The sequence below is a fragment of the Methylobacterium sp. WL103 genome (assembly GCF_008039885.1).
GTDB classification, from domain to species: domain Bacteria; phylum Pseudomonadota; class Alphaproteobacteria; order Rhizobiales; family Beijerinckiaceae; genus Methylobacterium; species Methylobacterium cerastii.
Map to the genome: position 1 here is coordinate 1 of NZ_VRUX01000057.1, position 14,496 is coordinate 14,496.

Sequence of the window (14,496 nt, forward strand, 5' to 3'; positions counted from 1 at the left end):
TCATGCCAGCCTTCTCCGCTTGGCCGGCTGCGCTTGCCAGACCAGCTCCGCCGGCCAAGCTATCCGTGGCGGAGCGGCCCACCGTGCACTAACTTTACCCTTGGACCACCTCGTGGGGGCCGATCAGTGCCTGACGACTATTCCCTCGTCAGCCGTGGCGACCTAAATCTCAAGCCGACAGAAGCGGCGCAGCAGGCCTATTTCCAGGCGCGCGGCCGACAGGCGATCTCTCTCGATCAGCAGAACGCCATCAATGCCGGACTCGGCCATATCGATGTTTCCGAAGGGCTGGGGTTTCCTGGCTATGCCACCAGCCCTGACGGGCGGACCGCTTACTACGAGATGCCGGATACCGATGGCGCTCCGAAGCGACCTGTCGGGACTGATGTGCTCGCCTCAATCGGCAGCGGTGTTGCGAGTGGGCTAGACGGGGCGCGGGATATCATCGGGCAGACTTACAGCGATGTTCTGAACCGGCTCCCAAATGCTGATGAAATCCAAACGCGGCTGGACTCTCTTTCGAGCGGCGCCAGCAACCTCTATGACCAGATCGCGGGCATCGCCGGCTCGGCCGAAGCCAAGGAAGTGCAGCAGCAGACGGGCTTTGACCCGATGCGCTATGTCGCCGATCAGACCTATCAGCAGGTTCTTGGCCGCGGCGCGTCGGACACGGACATCACGTCCGCGCTCAGCGTCCTACAGAACGGTGGCAGCCTCAGCAGCCTCGCCGCCGGTCTCGCCGGCTCGCAGGAAGGCCAGACCTACCAGCTCAACGACTTCTACCAGAACGCTTTTGGGCGTCAGGCTGACAGCCCTGGCCTCCAAAACGCCCTGTCGCAGCTAAAGGCGGGTGTCCCAATTCAGCAATTGGAGACGATGCTGCTCCAGTCGCCTGAGGCTCAGGAAAGGGTCATCACCCCGGATCAGTTTGCGAGCATTCTGACGCCGAACTACCTGAGCCCGGTTCCAACAGGCAATCCGATCCAGACGCCGGCCCCGATCACGGGCGACTTCTCAGGCGGCACGCCATTGCAGACGGTGCCGACTGGTAATCCCATTGCGACGCCCGATCCGATCGCGGCCGACTTCTCGGGCTCGCCGCTCAGCCCTGTCGCGACCGGCAATCCGATTGCCACGCCAGACCCGATCTCAGCGAGTTTTGGTCAGCCGCTCGCTCCCGTCCCTACGGGTCCGAACGTTTCTCAAGGCGTCCGTCCCGGCGACTTCCACGGTTCTTTCGACGCCGCTGCTTACCTGCAGGCGAACCCGGACGTGGCGGCTGCTCATGCCGATCCGCTTCAGCATTACCTGACTTACGGGTTTCAGGAAGGCCGTACCATCGACCCTCAAGGGGATCGGATCAGCCAAGGCTTCAATCCGAGCCAGTATCTTGCCGCGAACCCTGACGTTGCCGCTGCTGGTATGAACCCGCTGCAGCACTACCTGCAGTACGGTGCCCATGAAGGGCGTTCGACCGATTTCTCGGGTGGGGGTGCCCCTGGCAACTTCGGCGCCGGTATCTATCAGCCAGCAGGCATCGACGCGCTTGGTCTCGGCTCGGTCGCCAGCCCCACGCCGATCAGTGGTGATTTCTCTGGTTCGCCGCTTTCACCCGTTGATGCGGGCAATCCGATCGCGGCGCCGCCCTCAATCAACGCGGACTTCGGCTCGCCACTCACTCCGGTGCCTACTGGCCCGAACGTGTCGGCTGGCGTGGGGCCGGGGTCGTTCCACGGCACCTTCAACGCCGCCGACTACCTCGCCGCCAACCCGGATGTCGCGGCCCAGCATGTCGATCCGCTGCAGCACTACCTCACCTACGGCTTCAACGAGGGGCGTGCGCTTGATACGGCGGGAGACCGGATCGGACAGGGCTTCAACCCAAGCCAGTATTTGGCTGCCAACCCGGACATCGCTGCGTCGGGCATGACCCCGCTGCAGCATTACATCCAGTACGGCGCTCACGAGGGGCGTGCCGCCGACTTCTCGGGCAACGCCTCTCTTGGCAGCTTTGGAGCCGGTATCACGCCCTACAGCCCAGCGCCCGGCGCCACGGACTTCTCGGGGGCAAACGTCTCTCAGGGCATCCAGCCGGCGAGCTTCCATGGTCGCTTTGATGGTGCCGCCTATGACGCGGCAAATCCCGACGTTGCGGCCTCGGGCATGGACCCGCTCACGCACTACCTGACCTACGGCTTCAAGGAAGGCCGCGCTCTCGACACGCAGGGCGATCGGATCAACCAAGGGTTTGACGCGGCTGCCTACCTCCGAGCCAATCCCGATGTGGCGGCCGACCATCAAGACCCTTTAGCGCACTATCTGCGAAGCGGTGCAGCGGAAGGGCGGGCGCTGCCAACCGGGTCGAACCCCTACCAGTTCTCAAACTTCAACGTGGCGCAGGGTGCCGGTCCTACCGGCAACGGCAGCTTCGGTTTCGGCGGCATGGGGGCTCCGCCTCCTCCGGCTCCGGCTCTTCCCGATTTTGGAGCGGGCACGAACGTCAGCGGCGGCCTCGGGGCAACAGCGCAGTCGTTCGGAAGCCTCTTCCCGGCGGGGAACGGTCAGCCCGCGGGCAGTGTCGATCCCTACGCCTTCAGCTCGGCGAACGTTGGAGGGTACAATCCGAACGCTGGTGGCTCTGGCGGTAGCTCTGGCGGCGGCGTTGAGGACTTCGCTGCTGGAACGAAGGACTTCAACCTTTCGCCGGGGTTTGAGCCTACCGCGAGCGAAGACTTTTCAAGCGGGCAAGGCGATTACAGCGGAGAATACGGCGGCGGGGGCTTCAACCCGCAGGCCAGTGAGATGGCTTTCCTTCGCGGGCAGCTAGATCAGCAGTACGCCGCCAATGCCAGGCTGGCTGCGAGCAACGACACGAACATCGCTTTTGCGAACCAGGGCGCGGCGCAGGCTGCTCAGCTTAATGCCGTGGGTGCTGGCAACGCCGCGAACCAATTCGCCGGCATTCAGGCTGGGCTCGGCATCGCGCCGGTAGTGGGCAGCAGCTTCTTCGCTCCGCCGGTCACTATTCCGACGATCGGTGGCATCGGCCCGATGAACTTTGGACTTGCCGGCCTTGGCGGCGCTCCGTTGCGCGGGTTCCTCTGAGGCCGTCGCGTTCATGCCACCGCCAGTCGTTCATGAGGCTCCATACATCAAGCCGGGGTCGCCCTAATGCGCTGATCTCCCAAGCATGCGTGCAGCCCAGAGGAGGATCGCGCAATCTTCTTGGGGTTCTGCCTTGATTTTGTGCGGAGGTTGGATGATCTCACGCGAGAGGGGCCAACACAGGACAACCTAAGTGATCGAAGAAAACCAGGGGCAAAACCCCGAAATGTTCGCGCTGGTAGCCGAACTGGTTGCAGCCTACGTCGCGAATAACTCCGTTCCCGTCTCTGAGCTTCCGAAGCTGATTAAAAGCGTCCAGGCGGCTCTGGCGGGTCTCTACGGCGGCACGGGAGCAGAGAGCGCCGGCGCTGCGGCTGAGAAGGTCAACCAGCCGACGCCGGCGCAGATCAAGAAGTCCATCCGGCCCGACGGCCTGGTCAGCTTCATTGACGGCAAGACGTACCAGACCTTGAAGCGCCACCTTAACGGTCACGGCCTCCACCCGCATTCTTACCGCGAGCGCTTCGGCTTGCCGTCCGACTATCCCATGACGGCGCCCGACTACTCGGCCCGGCGCTCGGCACTGGCAAAGAGCATCGGCCTCGGCCGGCCTGGCCGCATTGCTACCTGAGCAGGCGATAGAAGCCCGCCGCGATCCAGCGGCGGGTTGAACTGCCTCAACTGGCGCGTCGCGTTCTCAACCTAAAGGTCGCTGGCTCGATGTTGTCGAGGCGACCACGCCTCGCTACAGCGCGCCATGGACAAGCTCGAAGCCCTCCTGGACCGCCTCAAGACCCGTCAGCGCGATCTCATCATGGAAGCCGCTCAGTACGACACGATGCCGGCGGACAGCACGCTGAAGCGGATCGCGGAGCTTGAGAACGTGATCGCAGCAGTTGAAGCGGTGGCGCACGAGGAGCGGGGCCGCCGGCAACGTTAGGGTCCAGGAACCGCGGTAGGCGGCGCCAACGTGCCAGCAATCCTTATCGCGGCCCAGCCTTACCCGTGTCGATGTTCTCGTAGGGAGCGACGACCGCGGCGGAGATACGGAGCAACAAGTCTGGTTCGAAGCTAACCGGCCGAGCTATTCCAGCTTACCTGGCGGGTGGAGGGGGTGTTTCTGCGAGCGGATTGAGTCATCAGCTGGTCGCCAGTTCGGCCACGGTTTGCCGATTGCTCCGATCGCACATCACAACAGACAGAAAGAAATTTTCAACCAGAAGAGCATTTGACTTTTTACAATCGCGCTCTGGTTGTGTGAGAATGCGGTTGTGGCTGACGCAAGCATGCTTAGCCCGGCACCTTTGGAAGATATCTGATGCTGCCCGGTTCGAAGCCGTCGTGGTCTGATGTTGCAGCTGCCTTGCGCGCAGATCGGCAGCACTGGGCAAGGCATGGGCACGCCTACCCACGTCTGAACCGCGGCTACCATGCCATTCTGCTGCACCGGCTTTCACGTTTTGCGCACGAGCGCGGCTGGCGCGAAGCCGCGTGGTTCCTCTGGCTGGTCAATCACGCCTGGACGAAAGCCGACCTCCCTCCATCAACCCGGATCGGAGGCGGCTTGTTCTTGCCTCATCCAGCCGGGATTGTGATCGCCGGGGCGGTTGGCAAAAACGTCACACTCGGAATGCTGGTAGGGATCGGTGGACTGTACAAAAAACCTGAGGGGGATATCGGCGGCGGCCCAGGACTGCCGGTAATCGGAGATGATGTAGTAATTGAGGCTCGCGTCTTAGTACTTGGCCCAGTGAAGGTAGGCGACCGGGCCTGGATCAAACCCCGTTCATTCATCCGACAAGATGTTGAGGCGGATCATGAAGTGAGTATCGAAGCTTGATCTATTTAGACCCGGAGGTGGAAAAACCATCAAGGCTTATTGTGGTTTCAGACGAAAGTCAGGGGTCCGCTCTTCGGTCCCGATGTCTGGTTAGTAAGCCTGAACGCACATATGGCTCTCAGCAAGCCATTCTCCGAACAAACTCGATGCACTCGCGGCGCTTCTGTTCGTCAGGAATGCGATCGAACAACCGCAGCAGTTCGACAGCGTTGACAGAAGGATCGGTCGGGCGAGCCGCGTGAGAGTCAGTGAACACACTGACGGGCATTTCCAAGGCGTCAGCAATCCGGCGAAGGGCGTGATTGGTGTCAGTCGGGGCCATCGCTTCAAATGACCCTATGCCCGATCGTGAGCCAGGGGGTGAACTGCGCAATGCCGCCCCCTCACGAGAAGTTGTCCTATGTGCCACACAGACAACCTATAGGGAGGGCATAGGCTCATTGAGTGGCGCAGGCTGAGATATCTTGGTCAGTGTCACGCTCCTTCGGCGGAGCGGTCTGGGGGGAAGCAATGCCGTCGATAGCCACGATTGACCCAGCCCTCAAAGCGGCAGGTATCGTCGGGACTTGGAATACGAACGTACCGGCAGCGCTGTCCGTCCTTGATGAAGGCGCCGCCCGGTTGCTCGCTGGCAACGTGGATCTCGCCGGACGACCAATACCCCTCGACATCGCTCTAGGGCGCACGCATCCGGATGATCGCGACTGGGTGTTCGACCGCATCCGCCGTGTCCGGCGGACAGGTGGGTCTACCTCGACCGAGTTTCGTATCGTCACCGAGACGGGCGAAGTCCGCTGGATACTCAACCGCGGCTACCTTGCGGCGGACGCAAACGGGGTGATGCGGGGGCGTGGCGCCTACATCGACACGACGGACACCCATCGCGGTCCGTTTCTAGTGGTTGGGGCGGAACAACCTGACAAGCCTGACCCGCTGATCGAAGCGGTGGACCGCTGCATAGATGCGCACAAGGCAGTCAGCCGGGTCGGTGATCGAGGTCTCTGACGGCTTTCCGAGTTGATGCTGTTCGAGATCGGTCGGACCATCGCGCGACGCATACGATCCTGACGCTAAATCCGCCCACCCTGAAAAGCTGCGATCTGCGCACGTAGCGCCTCATTTTCGGCATGCATCTCGCCAGCATCGACGGCCGTCTCGATCAAGAGTTCCTGCGCCTCAGCCAGCGCCGCGCGCAGCTCGGCGTTCTCGGTCGCGAGCGCCAGGACCAGAGCCGTCGTGTCGTCGCTCATCCTTCAGCAACCTGTCTGATCTACCGTGGATGTCGCTGCATCAGCGGCCAGCAGATCCCCCCGATCGGCTGTGGCGGCCCTGCTTTTCCCCCCTTTAGCAGGGCCGCCCCTCGTGCTTTTCTAGCACGACATCGGCCCGACCTCGTGCGCACACGGGCTGAGAGGGAAAGGCACAACCCGATCCGGTCAGCGGCTGATGCAAATTATTTTTGACCGCTGACCGCCCAGGCCATTTCGACTTTCATGCTGCGGCCAGATCATCGGGTCTCCACCCACCGGAGCCACGCTGATGTCCCTCGCGACCACCACCGACACCGCCGCCATCGAGACGGTGCCCCTCTCGAAGTACGAGATCCAGCGCAACGAGCGCCATGCCGAGGCGCAGGGCCGGTCCGATGCCAAGCGTCGGGGGAAGAACGCCCCGCGCCGGGACGACATGGCGCGCGCCGCCTACTACGTCCTCCTGATGATGTTCAACGCGCCGAAGGTCAGCGTCGAGGAAAGGGCGCAGCTGCGAGGCGCGACCACCAGGATGCTCAAGAAGGCTGGCTTCGATCGCGGGGCCGCTCGGGACATCTTCACCAGGCATGCCGCAGGGGTGATCGACGACCTCGACGGTTGGCTCGCCCAGCGTTGGTACGCCGAAGGGCGGCGGCTGAATGATAACCGTGGCCCCTACGTTTCGGTGAAACAGACCCCTGCAAGGGTTGCCTTAATCGTAGCGAAGCCGGCGGCAGACCTGTCAGCTGCTGAATAGGAGTAACGCAGGGAGTACCAGGCTTAGGGGTCAGCGGCTGACCGAGAGTGGCGTTACCTCCTGGCACCTGCTGAACCAGCGTGCTGGTGACAGGACCGACACCTGATAGGGTCTCGAACGCTCAGGTCGAACGCTGCGCGCTCACAGGGAGTAACCCTTTGCTGAAGACCATGTTTCTGGCACTGAGCCTGCTTATCGCAGGTTTATCTCTCGCACCTGCTCCGGCTTCCGCCGCGCAGATTGGGGTCGCAGCCATCCCCAAGACGGCACCTGCAGTCGAGCCGGTTCAGTTCGGCTACGGCTATGGTCGCGGTGGTTACGGCCGTGGCGGTTACGGTCGGGGCTATCGTGGTGGCTACGGTTATGGTGGCCGTGGCTACGGCGGACCGCGCTTCGGCCGGGGCTATGGCGGTTATGGCCGCGGCTACGGCGGGGGGCGCGGCTACGGCTACGGCCGTCGAAACTTCTACTGACCGATCCAAGCGCTCCGCCGAAACGCGGAGCGCCCCTCATGGCCTCGTTGGTTGAGCATGAGATGACCTTTGAGCAGGCCATAGGCCGGCGCAGACGGTTCCTGTTCCCCGCTGCATCGACCTTCACACGACCACCCGACCCGAGGCTTCATAGACATGGCGCAGGGAACTGGCACGCGCCTGCCTGTCGTCACGTGCTCGAAATCCAATTCAAACGACGAACGCCCCAGGAGCTGAACTCCTGAGGCGCTGCTTGACCTAGCGGCCAGTCTGATCGGGCTGGGGATCTCTAGGCCAAGAAAGTGGCCGAAGGTCCTAGTACGAGCCGAACTTGTAGTTCAGGCCGGCGCGGACGACGGCGAACTCGGTGTCACGACGGAGCTGCCCAGCCGAGTAGGCGGCGAGGGTTGCGGAATTACCGAAAGCGACACCCGGGCTGTTGACTGCCAGAGTCGTCGTGCCGGCCGCGTTCGATGCGAAGATGCCGTTGTTGCGGTTGCCCTGGTCGAGGTTCACGTACAGGCCTTCGACCTTCAGCGTCACGGCCGAGGAGCGGAAGAAGTTCAGAAACGAGTCGGTCGGGAGAGCGTACTCGACGCCGCCACCAACAGCGTAGCCCGTCTGGAACTCGTTACGGCTGCGGTTGGGCAGGCCGAAGTCGTTACCGCCGCCCGAGCCATAAGCGAAACCGCCGGTACCGTAGAACAGCACGCGGTCAAACGCGTAACCGATCCGGCCGCGCACGGTGCCGAAGAAGTCCAGCGTGGACAGCGGCGAGGGGTTGAACACGAGCGTGGTCGAGCCAGCACCCAGACCGCCACACAGGCCGGTCGCGAAGGTCGAGACGCAGTTCTGGCTCCGGTTGCGGCCGAAGTCGACGTACTGGGCGTCGGCCTCGATACCGATCACGACACCCGAGCCCGGGGTGAACTGGAAGTTGTAGCCAACCTGGCCACCGCCAGTGAAGCCGTCCTGCGTGCTCTGCTGGTTGCCGAACGCGATGGACGTTCCGCCGGCCGCCGGGAAGAGCGGGCTTGCACCTGGGGCGATGAGCACGCCGGGGTTGGCGAGGGCGCTGCTGCTGGCGTCGAAGCCGTAACCCGCGTTCACACCGAAGTAGAAGCCGGTCCAAGTGAACACCGGGACGGGCGTGAACACCGGCGGCGGAGCGCGACGCGGAAGGTCGGCAGCGGACGCGGCGGCGGTGAGTGCCGTAAAGGCAGCGAGTGTCGTGAGAAGCTTCTTCATGGCCTGAACCCCTTCAGATTGCCCAATCTGGAATAGGGATAACTCGAACCCCGCTAGATTGATGTGACTTCACGGACACAGTTGTGGCGGGAATGCGGCAGGACCGCAAATCTACTCATCTGGCCGGAGTTGTTGGTTTCGTCCTCCATTCGTCGGAAGCCCTTTCGCCCGTTCCGACGCTCAGAGTTCACAGGGTAGGGAACAGGAGTATTCGTGCCCTGCCGGGTTTGGCACCCACCCCCTACGCCCGTGGATCGGCGTGCCAGCCTCAACCACGCTGCCCATGCTTGATCGACGACCGTGATGAGGTTCGTGTCGTTCCTGAACCGTGACAGGCGTCGTTCGTCTACGGTGATGAGCCCGAGTGTCCGAGCCTCACGCAGGGCGCGCCGAACGGACGTTTCACTGACCCCAGCCAGCGATGCGACGGCTCCGATCGCCAGAGCGCATCGCCCCCGCTTCGCCACCTCAACTGCGATCACGGCAAGCACCGCCTGCTCGGCGAGGGTAAAGCGAGCGGCAATGGCTGGAGGAAGCCGCCCAGAGGCCGCCCAGCGCCGTCGGCGCTCCATCGAGGCATCCGTGCGCGGGCGGGAGCCTACGGCCTTCCTGGGGCTTCCTGTGGGACGCTGGGACAAGTCAGCGGGACGCTCGGTTAACTGCCGCGCCTCGATCAGCCCAGACAGCGCCTCGGCATCAGCCTCGGACAGGTGTCCCTCTCCGAACGCCTTCCACAGCGCGGACGCGACGGCCGGCAATGCGGCGCGCGGAGCCGCCTCCGCCTGTCGGCGGATCTCATAGGCGTAGTTCATCGTTCACGGTCCCTCACGGGCCGCGGTCCAGGGTCCAGGCAAAGCCTTCCCGTTGACGGAAACACGTTCCGTCTTGACTCCCACCGGGAGCATGTGGCTTGTGAGGGGAAGCGACTCGCGCCTCACAGCGCCTCTGGGTTTTCAGCAGCCTCTTCCTTGCCGGGAAGGGGCTGTTGGCTTTTCAGGGGTCTATCTCGCGGCGATCTCTCCTGACGCCGGCTCACGACTCGCCACGGGGCGCGCCAAAGCCGGACATGGCATGTCGGCTGGGGCACCCGGTTAAGTCAACGGTAAGAGGGACGGTCAGGCTTGCCAGGCGGCGCCGGCAGCCTCATCCCCGCGCCATGATCCGGTCCGACCTCGTCCTGCGCCTCGCTGCCCAGAACCCGCATCTCTACGAGCGGGATTGCGTTGCAGTGGTCGATGCCATCCTCGACTGCATTGCAGACGCGCTGGTAGCTGGCGATCGGGTGGAGATCCGCGGGTTCGGCTCGTTCTCGGTGAAGGAGCGGCCGGCGCGGGCTGGGCGCAATCCGAAGACCGGAGCGCCGGTGTCGGTCTCGGCCAAGGGCGCGCTGGCCTTCAAGGCCGGCAAGGAGATGCGTGAGCGTGTGAACTTGGAGGCGAGGGCGACGACGCCGTGAGTACCTTCGGACTGGTCCTGCCACTGCGCATCAAGGCCGCCGAGGAGTCGGTGTCCGTCGTTGATGCTGCCGGTGTCAGGGCGTTCTACGTCTACACCTGCGCCGAACCCGAGCGGAGGAGGAACACGAACCGCCTATCCTCCGAGGATGGCGCCTCGATTGCGAAGATCGCCGCTCGGGCGCTGACGGATCGGATGGAACGCGGCTGAACCCCGAGGGAGGCAGGCCCGTCCCCCGTTCTGGGGGATAAATTCGAGGCCGTTGTGTCCCTTCATCAATTCTCCGGCAGACCAGCCTTGCGCAGGCCTTCCACGAGGCGAGCATATTCGACCAAAAAGGTAGGCTGATCCGACCAATCGGCACGCGCCCACTTCTGGACGGTGTAGCCAGGCATCGACTTCAGAAGACCGCCTATCGCCTCTTCTGCTTCGGCCTTGCGCCCAGTCCAAGCGTAAGCTGCCGCAAGGTCAACGTAAGCCTGCCAGAATGGGCTATCGGCGATAGAGCGATTACACCAGACAATTGCTTCTGCCCATTCGCCTAAGTGAGCGTGCGAATGACACACCCAATATTTCCAGATGTTGATCAATGGATCGCGCGGGCTTAGGCGGAGAGCTGTCATTACAAGTGGCCGAGCTTCCTCTGCCCGGCCGTTGAGGATCTTCGTCAACCCAAGAGTGGCATAGGCGACAGCCAAGTTCTGATCACTATCAATGGCAAGTCGGTATGACGCCTCGGCTAGATCAAGATCTCGACGGGCACGCAAGACGTCCCCCTTGACCAAACGAGCAAGAGCATTGCTAGGATCGGTCGTCAAAACTTCTGTGATAAGTCCGTCAGCAATCTCGGTATCAGCAGCGATGCGTTCGCTCCAACGGCTTACAACAATCGTCGCTACGGTTCTGGCAAGTCCAATCCTACCTTGAAGGAGACTCGGATCAACCTCTAAGGATCGCTCAAAAATACTACGCGCCTCGATCATATTTGCTTTCGAGCGCGGCCGGTTAAACACCGCCCAACCTGTCATAGCCAAGTCGCTAGCCGTGGCGTCGTCGGTTCTCTCTCGCAAGACGCGAAGGCCTTCAGCTTGAGTCAGTTGCACGTCGAGCGAGCGGGCCAGCCGGGCCACGAACTCGACCTGAAGCTCGCCGAGTCGAGCGCGCTCGCCCTCAAACCGATCCGCCCACACGTGTGCGCCGGTCTCTGTCGAGATCAACTGAGCGTTCAATACAATTCGCTCGCCCGTGCGGCGCACGCTGCCCTCCAAGGCGTAGCGCACCCCGAGATCACGCCCGAGTTGGCGCACGTCGATGGCCTTGCCCTTGTAGGTGAAAGCGGTGTTGCGGGCGATCACGAAGCTGCCGACCAAGTGCGATAGATCGGTGGTCAGGTCCTCTGTCAGGCCATCGGCGAAAAACTCTTGCTCGGAGTCGTTGCTGAGGTTGGCGAACGGCAACACGACAATTGAGAGGCTTGGTACCGGCTTTGCCGGCAGGCCAGCGCGCACAGCAAGCGTTGTCTCACCCGAGAGCTTCTGTGCCTGCCAGAACCACAGGCCTGCACCTGCCGCTACGAGGGCAAACGCCCCTGTAGCAAAAGCGATAAGCGCTGCCTTCGGTCGGCGAGGCGACGGAACCCCATCGGCCATGATCGCAGCTGCCGGCGCGGGAGCAATCGGTATCACTGCGTCGGATTGATCCTCGACGGCTGGCTCCGGGAGATCCAGGACGGCCTCGGCCGAGAGGGCGAAGACGCCGACCGGCCGAGCAATGTTCTTCAACGCGAGCTTCCCCCGGTCCTCAAAACGGATTGGCAGCCGATCGCGAACTTGATCGTGGACTGCCCGAGAGATGCACAGGCCGCCGGGCTCGCAAATCGGCTCCAGGCGAGCGGCCACGTTCACCCCGTCGCCGTAGAGGTCGCCATCAGGTTCGGCGAGTACGTCCCCGAGGTTGATCCCGATGCGCATGTGCAGGGCTTGGGTCTCGGGCAATCGTGCATTGTGGTCAGCAGCGGCCCGTTGGATCGCCACGGCACAGGCGACCGCACGCACCGGACTCGGGAATTCAACGAGGACCCCGTCGCCGGTCGACTTCACGATCCGCCCGTGTGCGGCGGCGATACGCGGATCGACTACCTCCCGACGCAACGCCTTGAGCCGCCGCAGCGTCCCGTCTTCATCGGCCGAGATCATCCGGCTGTAGCCGACGACGTCGGTGATCAGGATCGCGGCGAGGCGACGTTCCCCGGTCTTGTTCATGGACCGCTCCGCGCTTCGCCAAACTTGCTCATGGACGTTTGAGCCTCATGATGTTGGCAGTCGTATTCATACCTTCAGTCCATCACTGGTCTGCGACACAAACTTTATTCTAATGGCTTTGATCTGGGTTCGCATCAATCCGCTCCCCTCTTCGCGCCGTGAACGATCTGCTGCAGTAGCGAGGGGAGCGGCACGCCGTACTCCTCGAGGAGGAAGGCAGCACTGAGCAGCGTCCTGATGTGCTGGTCCGGGACCGGCCGGTTCATGATCTGCGCGTCCAGCACCTGATCGGCGAGGAGGCCGGCGAGGCGAGAGACTTCGGATAGGTGCTCTGGCGATGCCGTCACGATTGGGGCTCGCGGAGGCGAACGCCTGGCCCGCCGCCGTTCTGCGGGATGAACTCAAGCCCTGCCGCTTCAAGTGCCCGGCGAATAGCCTCGGCATTGGCTGCCGTGATGCTCAAAGGCCCGTCCTGAAGTTCAGCCCGCCGCACCGTAGCAACGCCGAGACGGGACGCGTCAGCAACCTCTTGTGCAGTCCACCTCAGGAAGGCGCGGGCCGCCCGGAGCTGTGCGCCTGTGATCGTCAAATTATCACCTGATTGCCTATTGATCTCATATTGATCGAGTGATATCAAAACTATCACACGGTCTGAAACGGATCAACGCCAATGCGCTACGCCAACCTCATCCCCCACTCGCACATCGCTCGCACCGCCGACCCGCGCCTGACCGCCGACGCCCGCCGCATCTTCACCCGCGCCAAGGCTGCCGTGAATGTCTGCACCGAGAGCGCCAAGCACTTCTCCCGCACCGTTACCCCGCTGACCCGCCGCGACGGCACGTTCGACCGCTCGGCCATCATGCGCGCTGCGACCCGCGCCGCTCAGGCCCGCATGGAAGTGACCGGCGACGCCTGGGGCGAGTGCATGTCCTTCGCGCTCAAGGGCGCCTGGGCTGCCGCGAAGTCCGCCCGCATCGTCCGCGCGCACTGAGGCCGGACTGATGGCCGCCGACCTGATCCGCTCCCCCGCCGTCCGCCTGCTGCACGCTCGGCAGGATCACGCGATCTGCCTGCGCCTCGCGGCCTCGTATCGGCTCCGCATCGCGGCCGGCGAGACCGACCAGCGTGAAGCCCATGCCTGGGCGCTCGGCCTTGCCCGCCGCTGGCGTCTGGTGGCGAACGAGCTGAGCCAGCCCCGCGCCTCGCCGGTCTGATCGGCCCGCCCCTTTCCCTTCGCCCTCCCTGACCACCGCCACGAGCCCTTTGGAGCCCGACCGATGACTCACGCCCGTACCCTTGTCCTCGACACCGCCGCCGACCCGATCCACGCCGCGATCCAGCGCCACCGCGCCGCCTATGACGCCTACCAGGTCGCGCCCGAAGGCACGGCGTCCGTGGTCGCCAGCGACGACTACGATGCCGCCACCGACGCCCTGACGGTCACGCCTTGCGCCTCCCGGTTCGGCGCGCTGGCGCTACTCGGGCACCTCCGTTGGTGGCTCGGCGAGGAAGCGGAGTTCTCGGCCGCACATCAGCCCGGCTACGGCATCGCCGAGGCGCGCGTTGCCGACCTGACGCTGTTCCTCGGCAGCAACCTGCCGCCCGTCACGATCCCCTATGCCTTCCCCTCGGGCCGCTTGCCGCCGGCTCCGTCCCGGCTGCTGCCGGGCGTCGATCGCTACAGCCAGTTCGCCACGATTGCCCCGCGGAACGAAGCCCTGCCCGGCGAGGACGAGCCTTGGCAGGCCGTTGCCGCGATCCGTCCAGACACCGCCTTCGTCCACGGCCGCCGCTTCATCGGCATGGCTGGCGAGCTGCTGGCCGCCGTCGCGATTATCGGCGGCGGATGCGTCCTCACGGGGCTCGCCTCGCTGCTCTGACAAGCAACGGTATCCCGCTAACGCACGACAGCATCATAGCATTACAGCATTGCAGGATCAGACATGCGCAATACCGCTCGCCCGCAGGCCCAGCCGCCAGCCGCACACGCCGATCAGCGCGACCGCGCCGCCCGCCTTCGTGACACCGCCGGCCGGTTCACGAAAAGTCAGGACGGCGCCCATTCGAGGCCCGAGCCCGCCAATCTGCCCGCCCCGCAGAGCGC

General features: G+C 63.7%; 18 protein-coding genes. 12 read left to right on the forward strand and 6 right to left on the reverse strand.

Translation table 11 applies throughout. The annotated features are described in order from the left end of the window. The first annotated feature begins 126 nt into the window (after nt 1-126). The 4 genes from FV222_RS06220 (at nt 127) to FV222_RS06235 (ending at nt 4,945) form a co-directional block, all read left to right on the forward strand. Nucleotides 127-3,105, forward strand: coding sequence for a hypothetical protein (locus tag FV222_RS06220; protein ID WP_147813473.1), 2,979 nt, complete (start codon nt 127-129; stop codon nt 3,103-3,105). Nucleotides 3,106-3,331: 226 nt separating this feature from the next. Continuing rightward, complete coding sequence (locus FV222_RS06225; RefSeq protein ID WP_147813499.1) at nt 3,332-3,736, forward strand: MucR family transcriptional regulator; 405 nt, start codon at nt 3,332-3,334, stop codon at nt 3,734-3,736. Nucleotides 3,737-3,862: 126 nt separating this feature from the next. Then, nucleotides 3,863-4,045, forward strand: coding sequence for a hypothetical protein (locus FV222_RS06230; protein WP_147813475.1), 183 nt, complete (start codon nt 3,863-3,865; stop codon nt 4,043-4,045). Nucleotides 4,046-4,423: 378 nt separating this feature from the next. Further along, on the forward strand, nt 4,424-4,945 hold the full coding sequence (locus tag FV222_RS06235; protein WP_147764684.1) for a serine acetyltransferase: 522 nt from the start codon (nt 4,424-4,426) through the stop codon (nt 4,943-4,945). Between the two features lie 118 nt (nt 4,946-5,063). Here the strand turns inward: FV222_RS06235 and FV222_RS30610 are convergent, their stop codons facing one another. After that, nucleotides 5,064-5,267 carry a hypothetical protein gene (locus FV222_RS30610; protein WP_210248457.1) on the reverse strand — a complete coding sequence of 68 codons (204 nt, stop codon included), beginning with the start codon at nt 5,265-5,267 and terminating at the stop codon, nt 5,064-5,066. Nucleotides 5,268-5,455: 188 nt separating this feature from the next. Here FV222_RS30610 and FV222_RS06240 point away from each other — a divergent pair, with 188 nt between their 5' ends. Next, entirely contained in the window at nt 5,456-5,950 is a 495-nt protein-coding gene (locus tag FV222_RS06240; protein ID WP_147813477.1) for a PAS domain-containing protein, read from the forward strand. A gap of 65 nt (nt 5,951-6,015) precedes the next feature. Here the strand turns inward: FV222_RS06240 and FV222_RS06245 are convergent, their stop codons facing one another. Beyond that, on the reverse strand, nt 6,016-6,195 hold the full coding sequence (locus FV222_RS06245) for a hypothetical protein (protein WP_147813479.1): 180 nt from the start codon (nt 6,193-6,195) through the stop codon (nt 6,016-6,018). Nucleotides 6,196-6,484: 289 nt separating this feature from the next. Between FV222_RS06245 and FV222_RS06250 the strand changes: the two genes are divergently transcribed. Beyond that, the gene (locus tag FV222_RS06250; protein WP_147813481.1) at nt 6,485-6,952 is read left to right on the forward strand and encodes a hypothetical protein; all 468 of its coding nucleotides are present in this window, start codon (nt 6,485-6,487) and stop codon (nt 6,950-6,952) included. A 158-nt stretch (nt 6,953-7,110) separates the two neighbouring features. Continuing rightward, nucleotides 7,111-7,425, forward strand: a complete 315-nt coding sequence (locus tag FV222_RS06255) for a hypothetical protein (protein WP_246685343.1) — start codon at nt 7,111-7,113, stop codon at nt 7,423-7,425. 315 nt (nt 7,426-7,740) lie between these two features. Here FV222_RS06255 and FV222_RS06260 read toward each other — a convergent pair whose 3' ends face one another. Continuing rightward, a complete protein-coding gene (locus FV222_RS06260; RefSeq protein ID WP_147813483.1) occupies nt 7,741-8,673 on the reverse strand; it encodes an outer membrane beta-barrel protein in 933 nt (310 codons plus the stop codon). 53 nt (nt 8,674-8,726) lie between these two features. Next, complete coding sequence (locus tag FV222_RS06265) at nt 8,727-9,485, reverse strand: helix-turn-helix domain-containing protein (RefSeq protein WP_147813485.1); 759 nt, start codon at nt 9,483-9,485, stop codon at nt 8,727-8,729. A 344-nt stretch (nt 9,486-9,829) separates the two neighbouring features. On the opposite strand from FV222_RS06265, the gene FV222_RS06270 reads away from it, so the two are divergent. Together FV222_RS06270 and FV222_RS06275 are read left to right on the forward strand one after the other, a co-directional pair. Then, complete coding sequence (locus FV222_RS06270; protein WP_147813487.1) at nt 9,830-10,129, forward strand: integration host factor subunit beta; 300 nt, start codon at nt 9,830-9,832, stop codon at nt 10,127-10,129. Beyond that, nucleotides 10,126-10,338 carry a hypothetical protein gene (locus FV222_RS06275; protein ID WP_147813489.1) on the forward strand — a complete coding sequence of 71 codons (213 nt, stop codon included), beginning with the start codon at nt 10,126-10,128 and terminating at the stop codon, nt 10,336-10,338. The genes FV222_RS06270 and FV222_RS06275 overlap by 4 nt, the downstream gene beginning before the upstream one ends. Before the next feature lie 65 nt (nt 10,339-10,403). Here the strand turns inward: FV222_RS06275 and FV222_RS06280 are convergent, their stop codons facing one another. After that, the gene (locus tag FV222_RS06280) at nt 10,404-12,389 is read right to left on the reverse strand and encodes an adenylate/guanylate cyclase domain-containing protein (RefSeq protein WP_147813491.1); all 1,986 of its coding nucleotides are present in this window, start codon (nt 12,387-12,389) and stop codon (nt 10,404-10,406) included. A 134-nt stretch (nt 12,390-12,523) separates the two neighbouring features. Beyond that, a complete protein-coding gene (locus tag FV222_RS06285; RefSeq protein ID WP_210248458.1) occupies nt 12,524-12,673 on the reverse strand; it encodes a hypothetical protein in 150 nt (49 codons plus the stop codon). A 386-nt stretch (nt 12,674-13,059) separates the two neighbouring features. On the opposite strand from FV222_RS06285, the gene FV222_RS06295 reads away from it, so the two are divergent. The 3 genes from FV222_RS06295 to FV222_RS06305 all read left to right on the forward strand — a co-directional run bounded on the left by FV222_RS06295 (nt 13,060) and on the right by FV222_RS06305 (nt 14,272). Then, the gene (locus FV222_RS06295) at nt 13,060-13,383 is read left to right on the forward strand and encodes a hypothetical protein (protein WP_147813493.1); all 324 of its coding nucleotides are present in this window, start codon (nt 13,060-13,062) and stop codon (nt 13,381-13,383) included. A gap of 10 nt (nt 13,384-13,393) precedes the next feature. Next, on the forward strand, nt 13,394-13,606 hold the full coding sequence (locus FV222_RS06300; protein ID WP_147813495.1) for a hypothetical protein: 213 nt from the start codon (nt 13,394-13,396) through the stop codon (nt 13,604-13,606). A gap of 63 nt (nt 13,607-13,669) precedes the next feature. Next, nucleotides 13,670-14,272 carry a hypothetical protein gene (locus FV222_RS06305; RefSeq protein ID WP_147813497.1) on the forward strand — a complete coding sequence of 201 codons (603 nt, stop codon included), beginning with the start codon at nt 13,670-13,672 and terminating at the stop codon, nt 14,270-14,272. The last annotated feature ends 224 nt before the right edge of the window (nt 14,273-14,496 follow it).

Coding starts and splice junctions, on each gene's coding strand:
- FV222_RS06300 (WP_147813495.1), top strand. CDS start 13,394: ATGGCCGCCGACCTGATCCGCTCCCCCGCCGTCCGCCTGCTGCACGCT.
- FV222_RS06295 (WP_147813493.1), top strand. CDS start 13,060: ATGCGCTACGCCAACCTCATCCCCCACTCGCACATCGCTCGCACCGCC.
- FV222_RS06270 (WP_147813487.1), top strand. CDS start 9,830: ATGATCCGGTCCGACCTCGTCCTGCGCCTCGCTGCCCAGAACCCGCAT.
- FV222_RS06305 (WP_147813497.1), top strand. CDS start 13,670: ATGACTCACGCCCGTACCCTTGTCCTCGACACCGCCGCCGACCCGATC.
- FV222_RS06245 (WP_147813479.1), bottom strand. CDS start 6,195: ATGAGCGACGACACGACGGCTCTGGTCCTGGCGCTCGCGACCGAGAAC.
- FV222_RS06225 (WP_147813499.1), top strand. CDS start 3,332: ATGTTCGCGCTGGTAGCCGAACTGGTTGCAGCCTACGTCGCGAATAAC.
- FV222_RS06240 (WP_147813477.1), top strand. CDS start 5,456: ATGCCGTCGATAGCCACGATTGACCCAGCCCTCAAAGCGGCAGGTATC.
- FV222_RS06280 (WP_147813491.1), bottom strand. CDS start 12,389: ATGAACAAGACCGGGGAACGTCGCCTCGCCGCGATCCTGATCACCGAC.
- FV222_RS06250 (WP_147813481.1), top strand. CDS start 6,485: ATGTCCCTCGCGACCACCACCGACACCGCCGCCATCGAGACGGTGCCC.
- FV222_RS06230 (WP_147813475.1), top strand. CDS start 3,863: ATGGACAAGCTCGAAGCCCTCCTGGACCGCCTCAAGACCCGTCAGCGC.
- FV222_RS06235 (WP_147764684.1), top strand. CDS start 4,424: ATGCTGCCCGGTTCGAAGCCGTCGTGGTCTGATGTTGCAGCTGCCTTG.
- FV222_RS06260 (WP_147813483.1), bottom strand. CDS start 8,673: ATGAAGAAGCTTCTCACGACACTCGCTGCCTTTACGGCACTCACCGCC.
- FV222_RS06265 (WP_147813485.1), bottom strand. CDS start 9,485: ATGAACTACGCCTATGAGATCCGCCGACAGGCGGAGGCGGCTCCGCGC.
- FV222_RS30610 (WP_210248457.1), bottom strand. CDS start 5,267: ATGGCCCCGACTGACACCAATCACGCCCTTCGCCGGATTGCTGACGCC.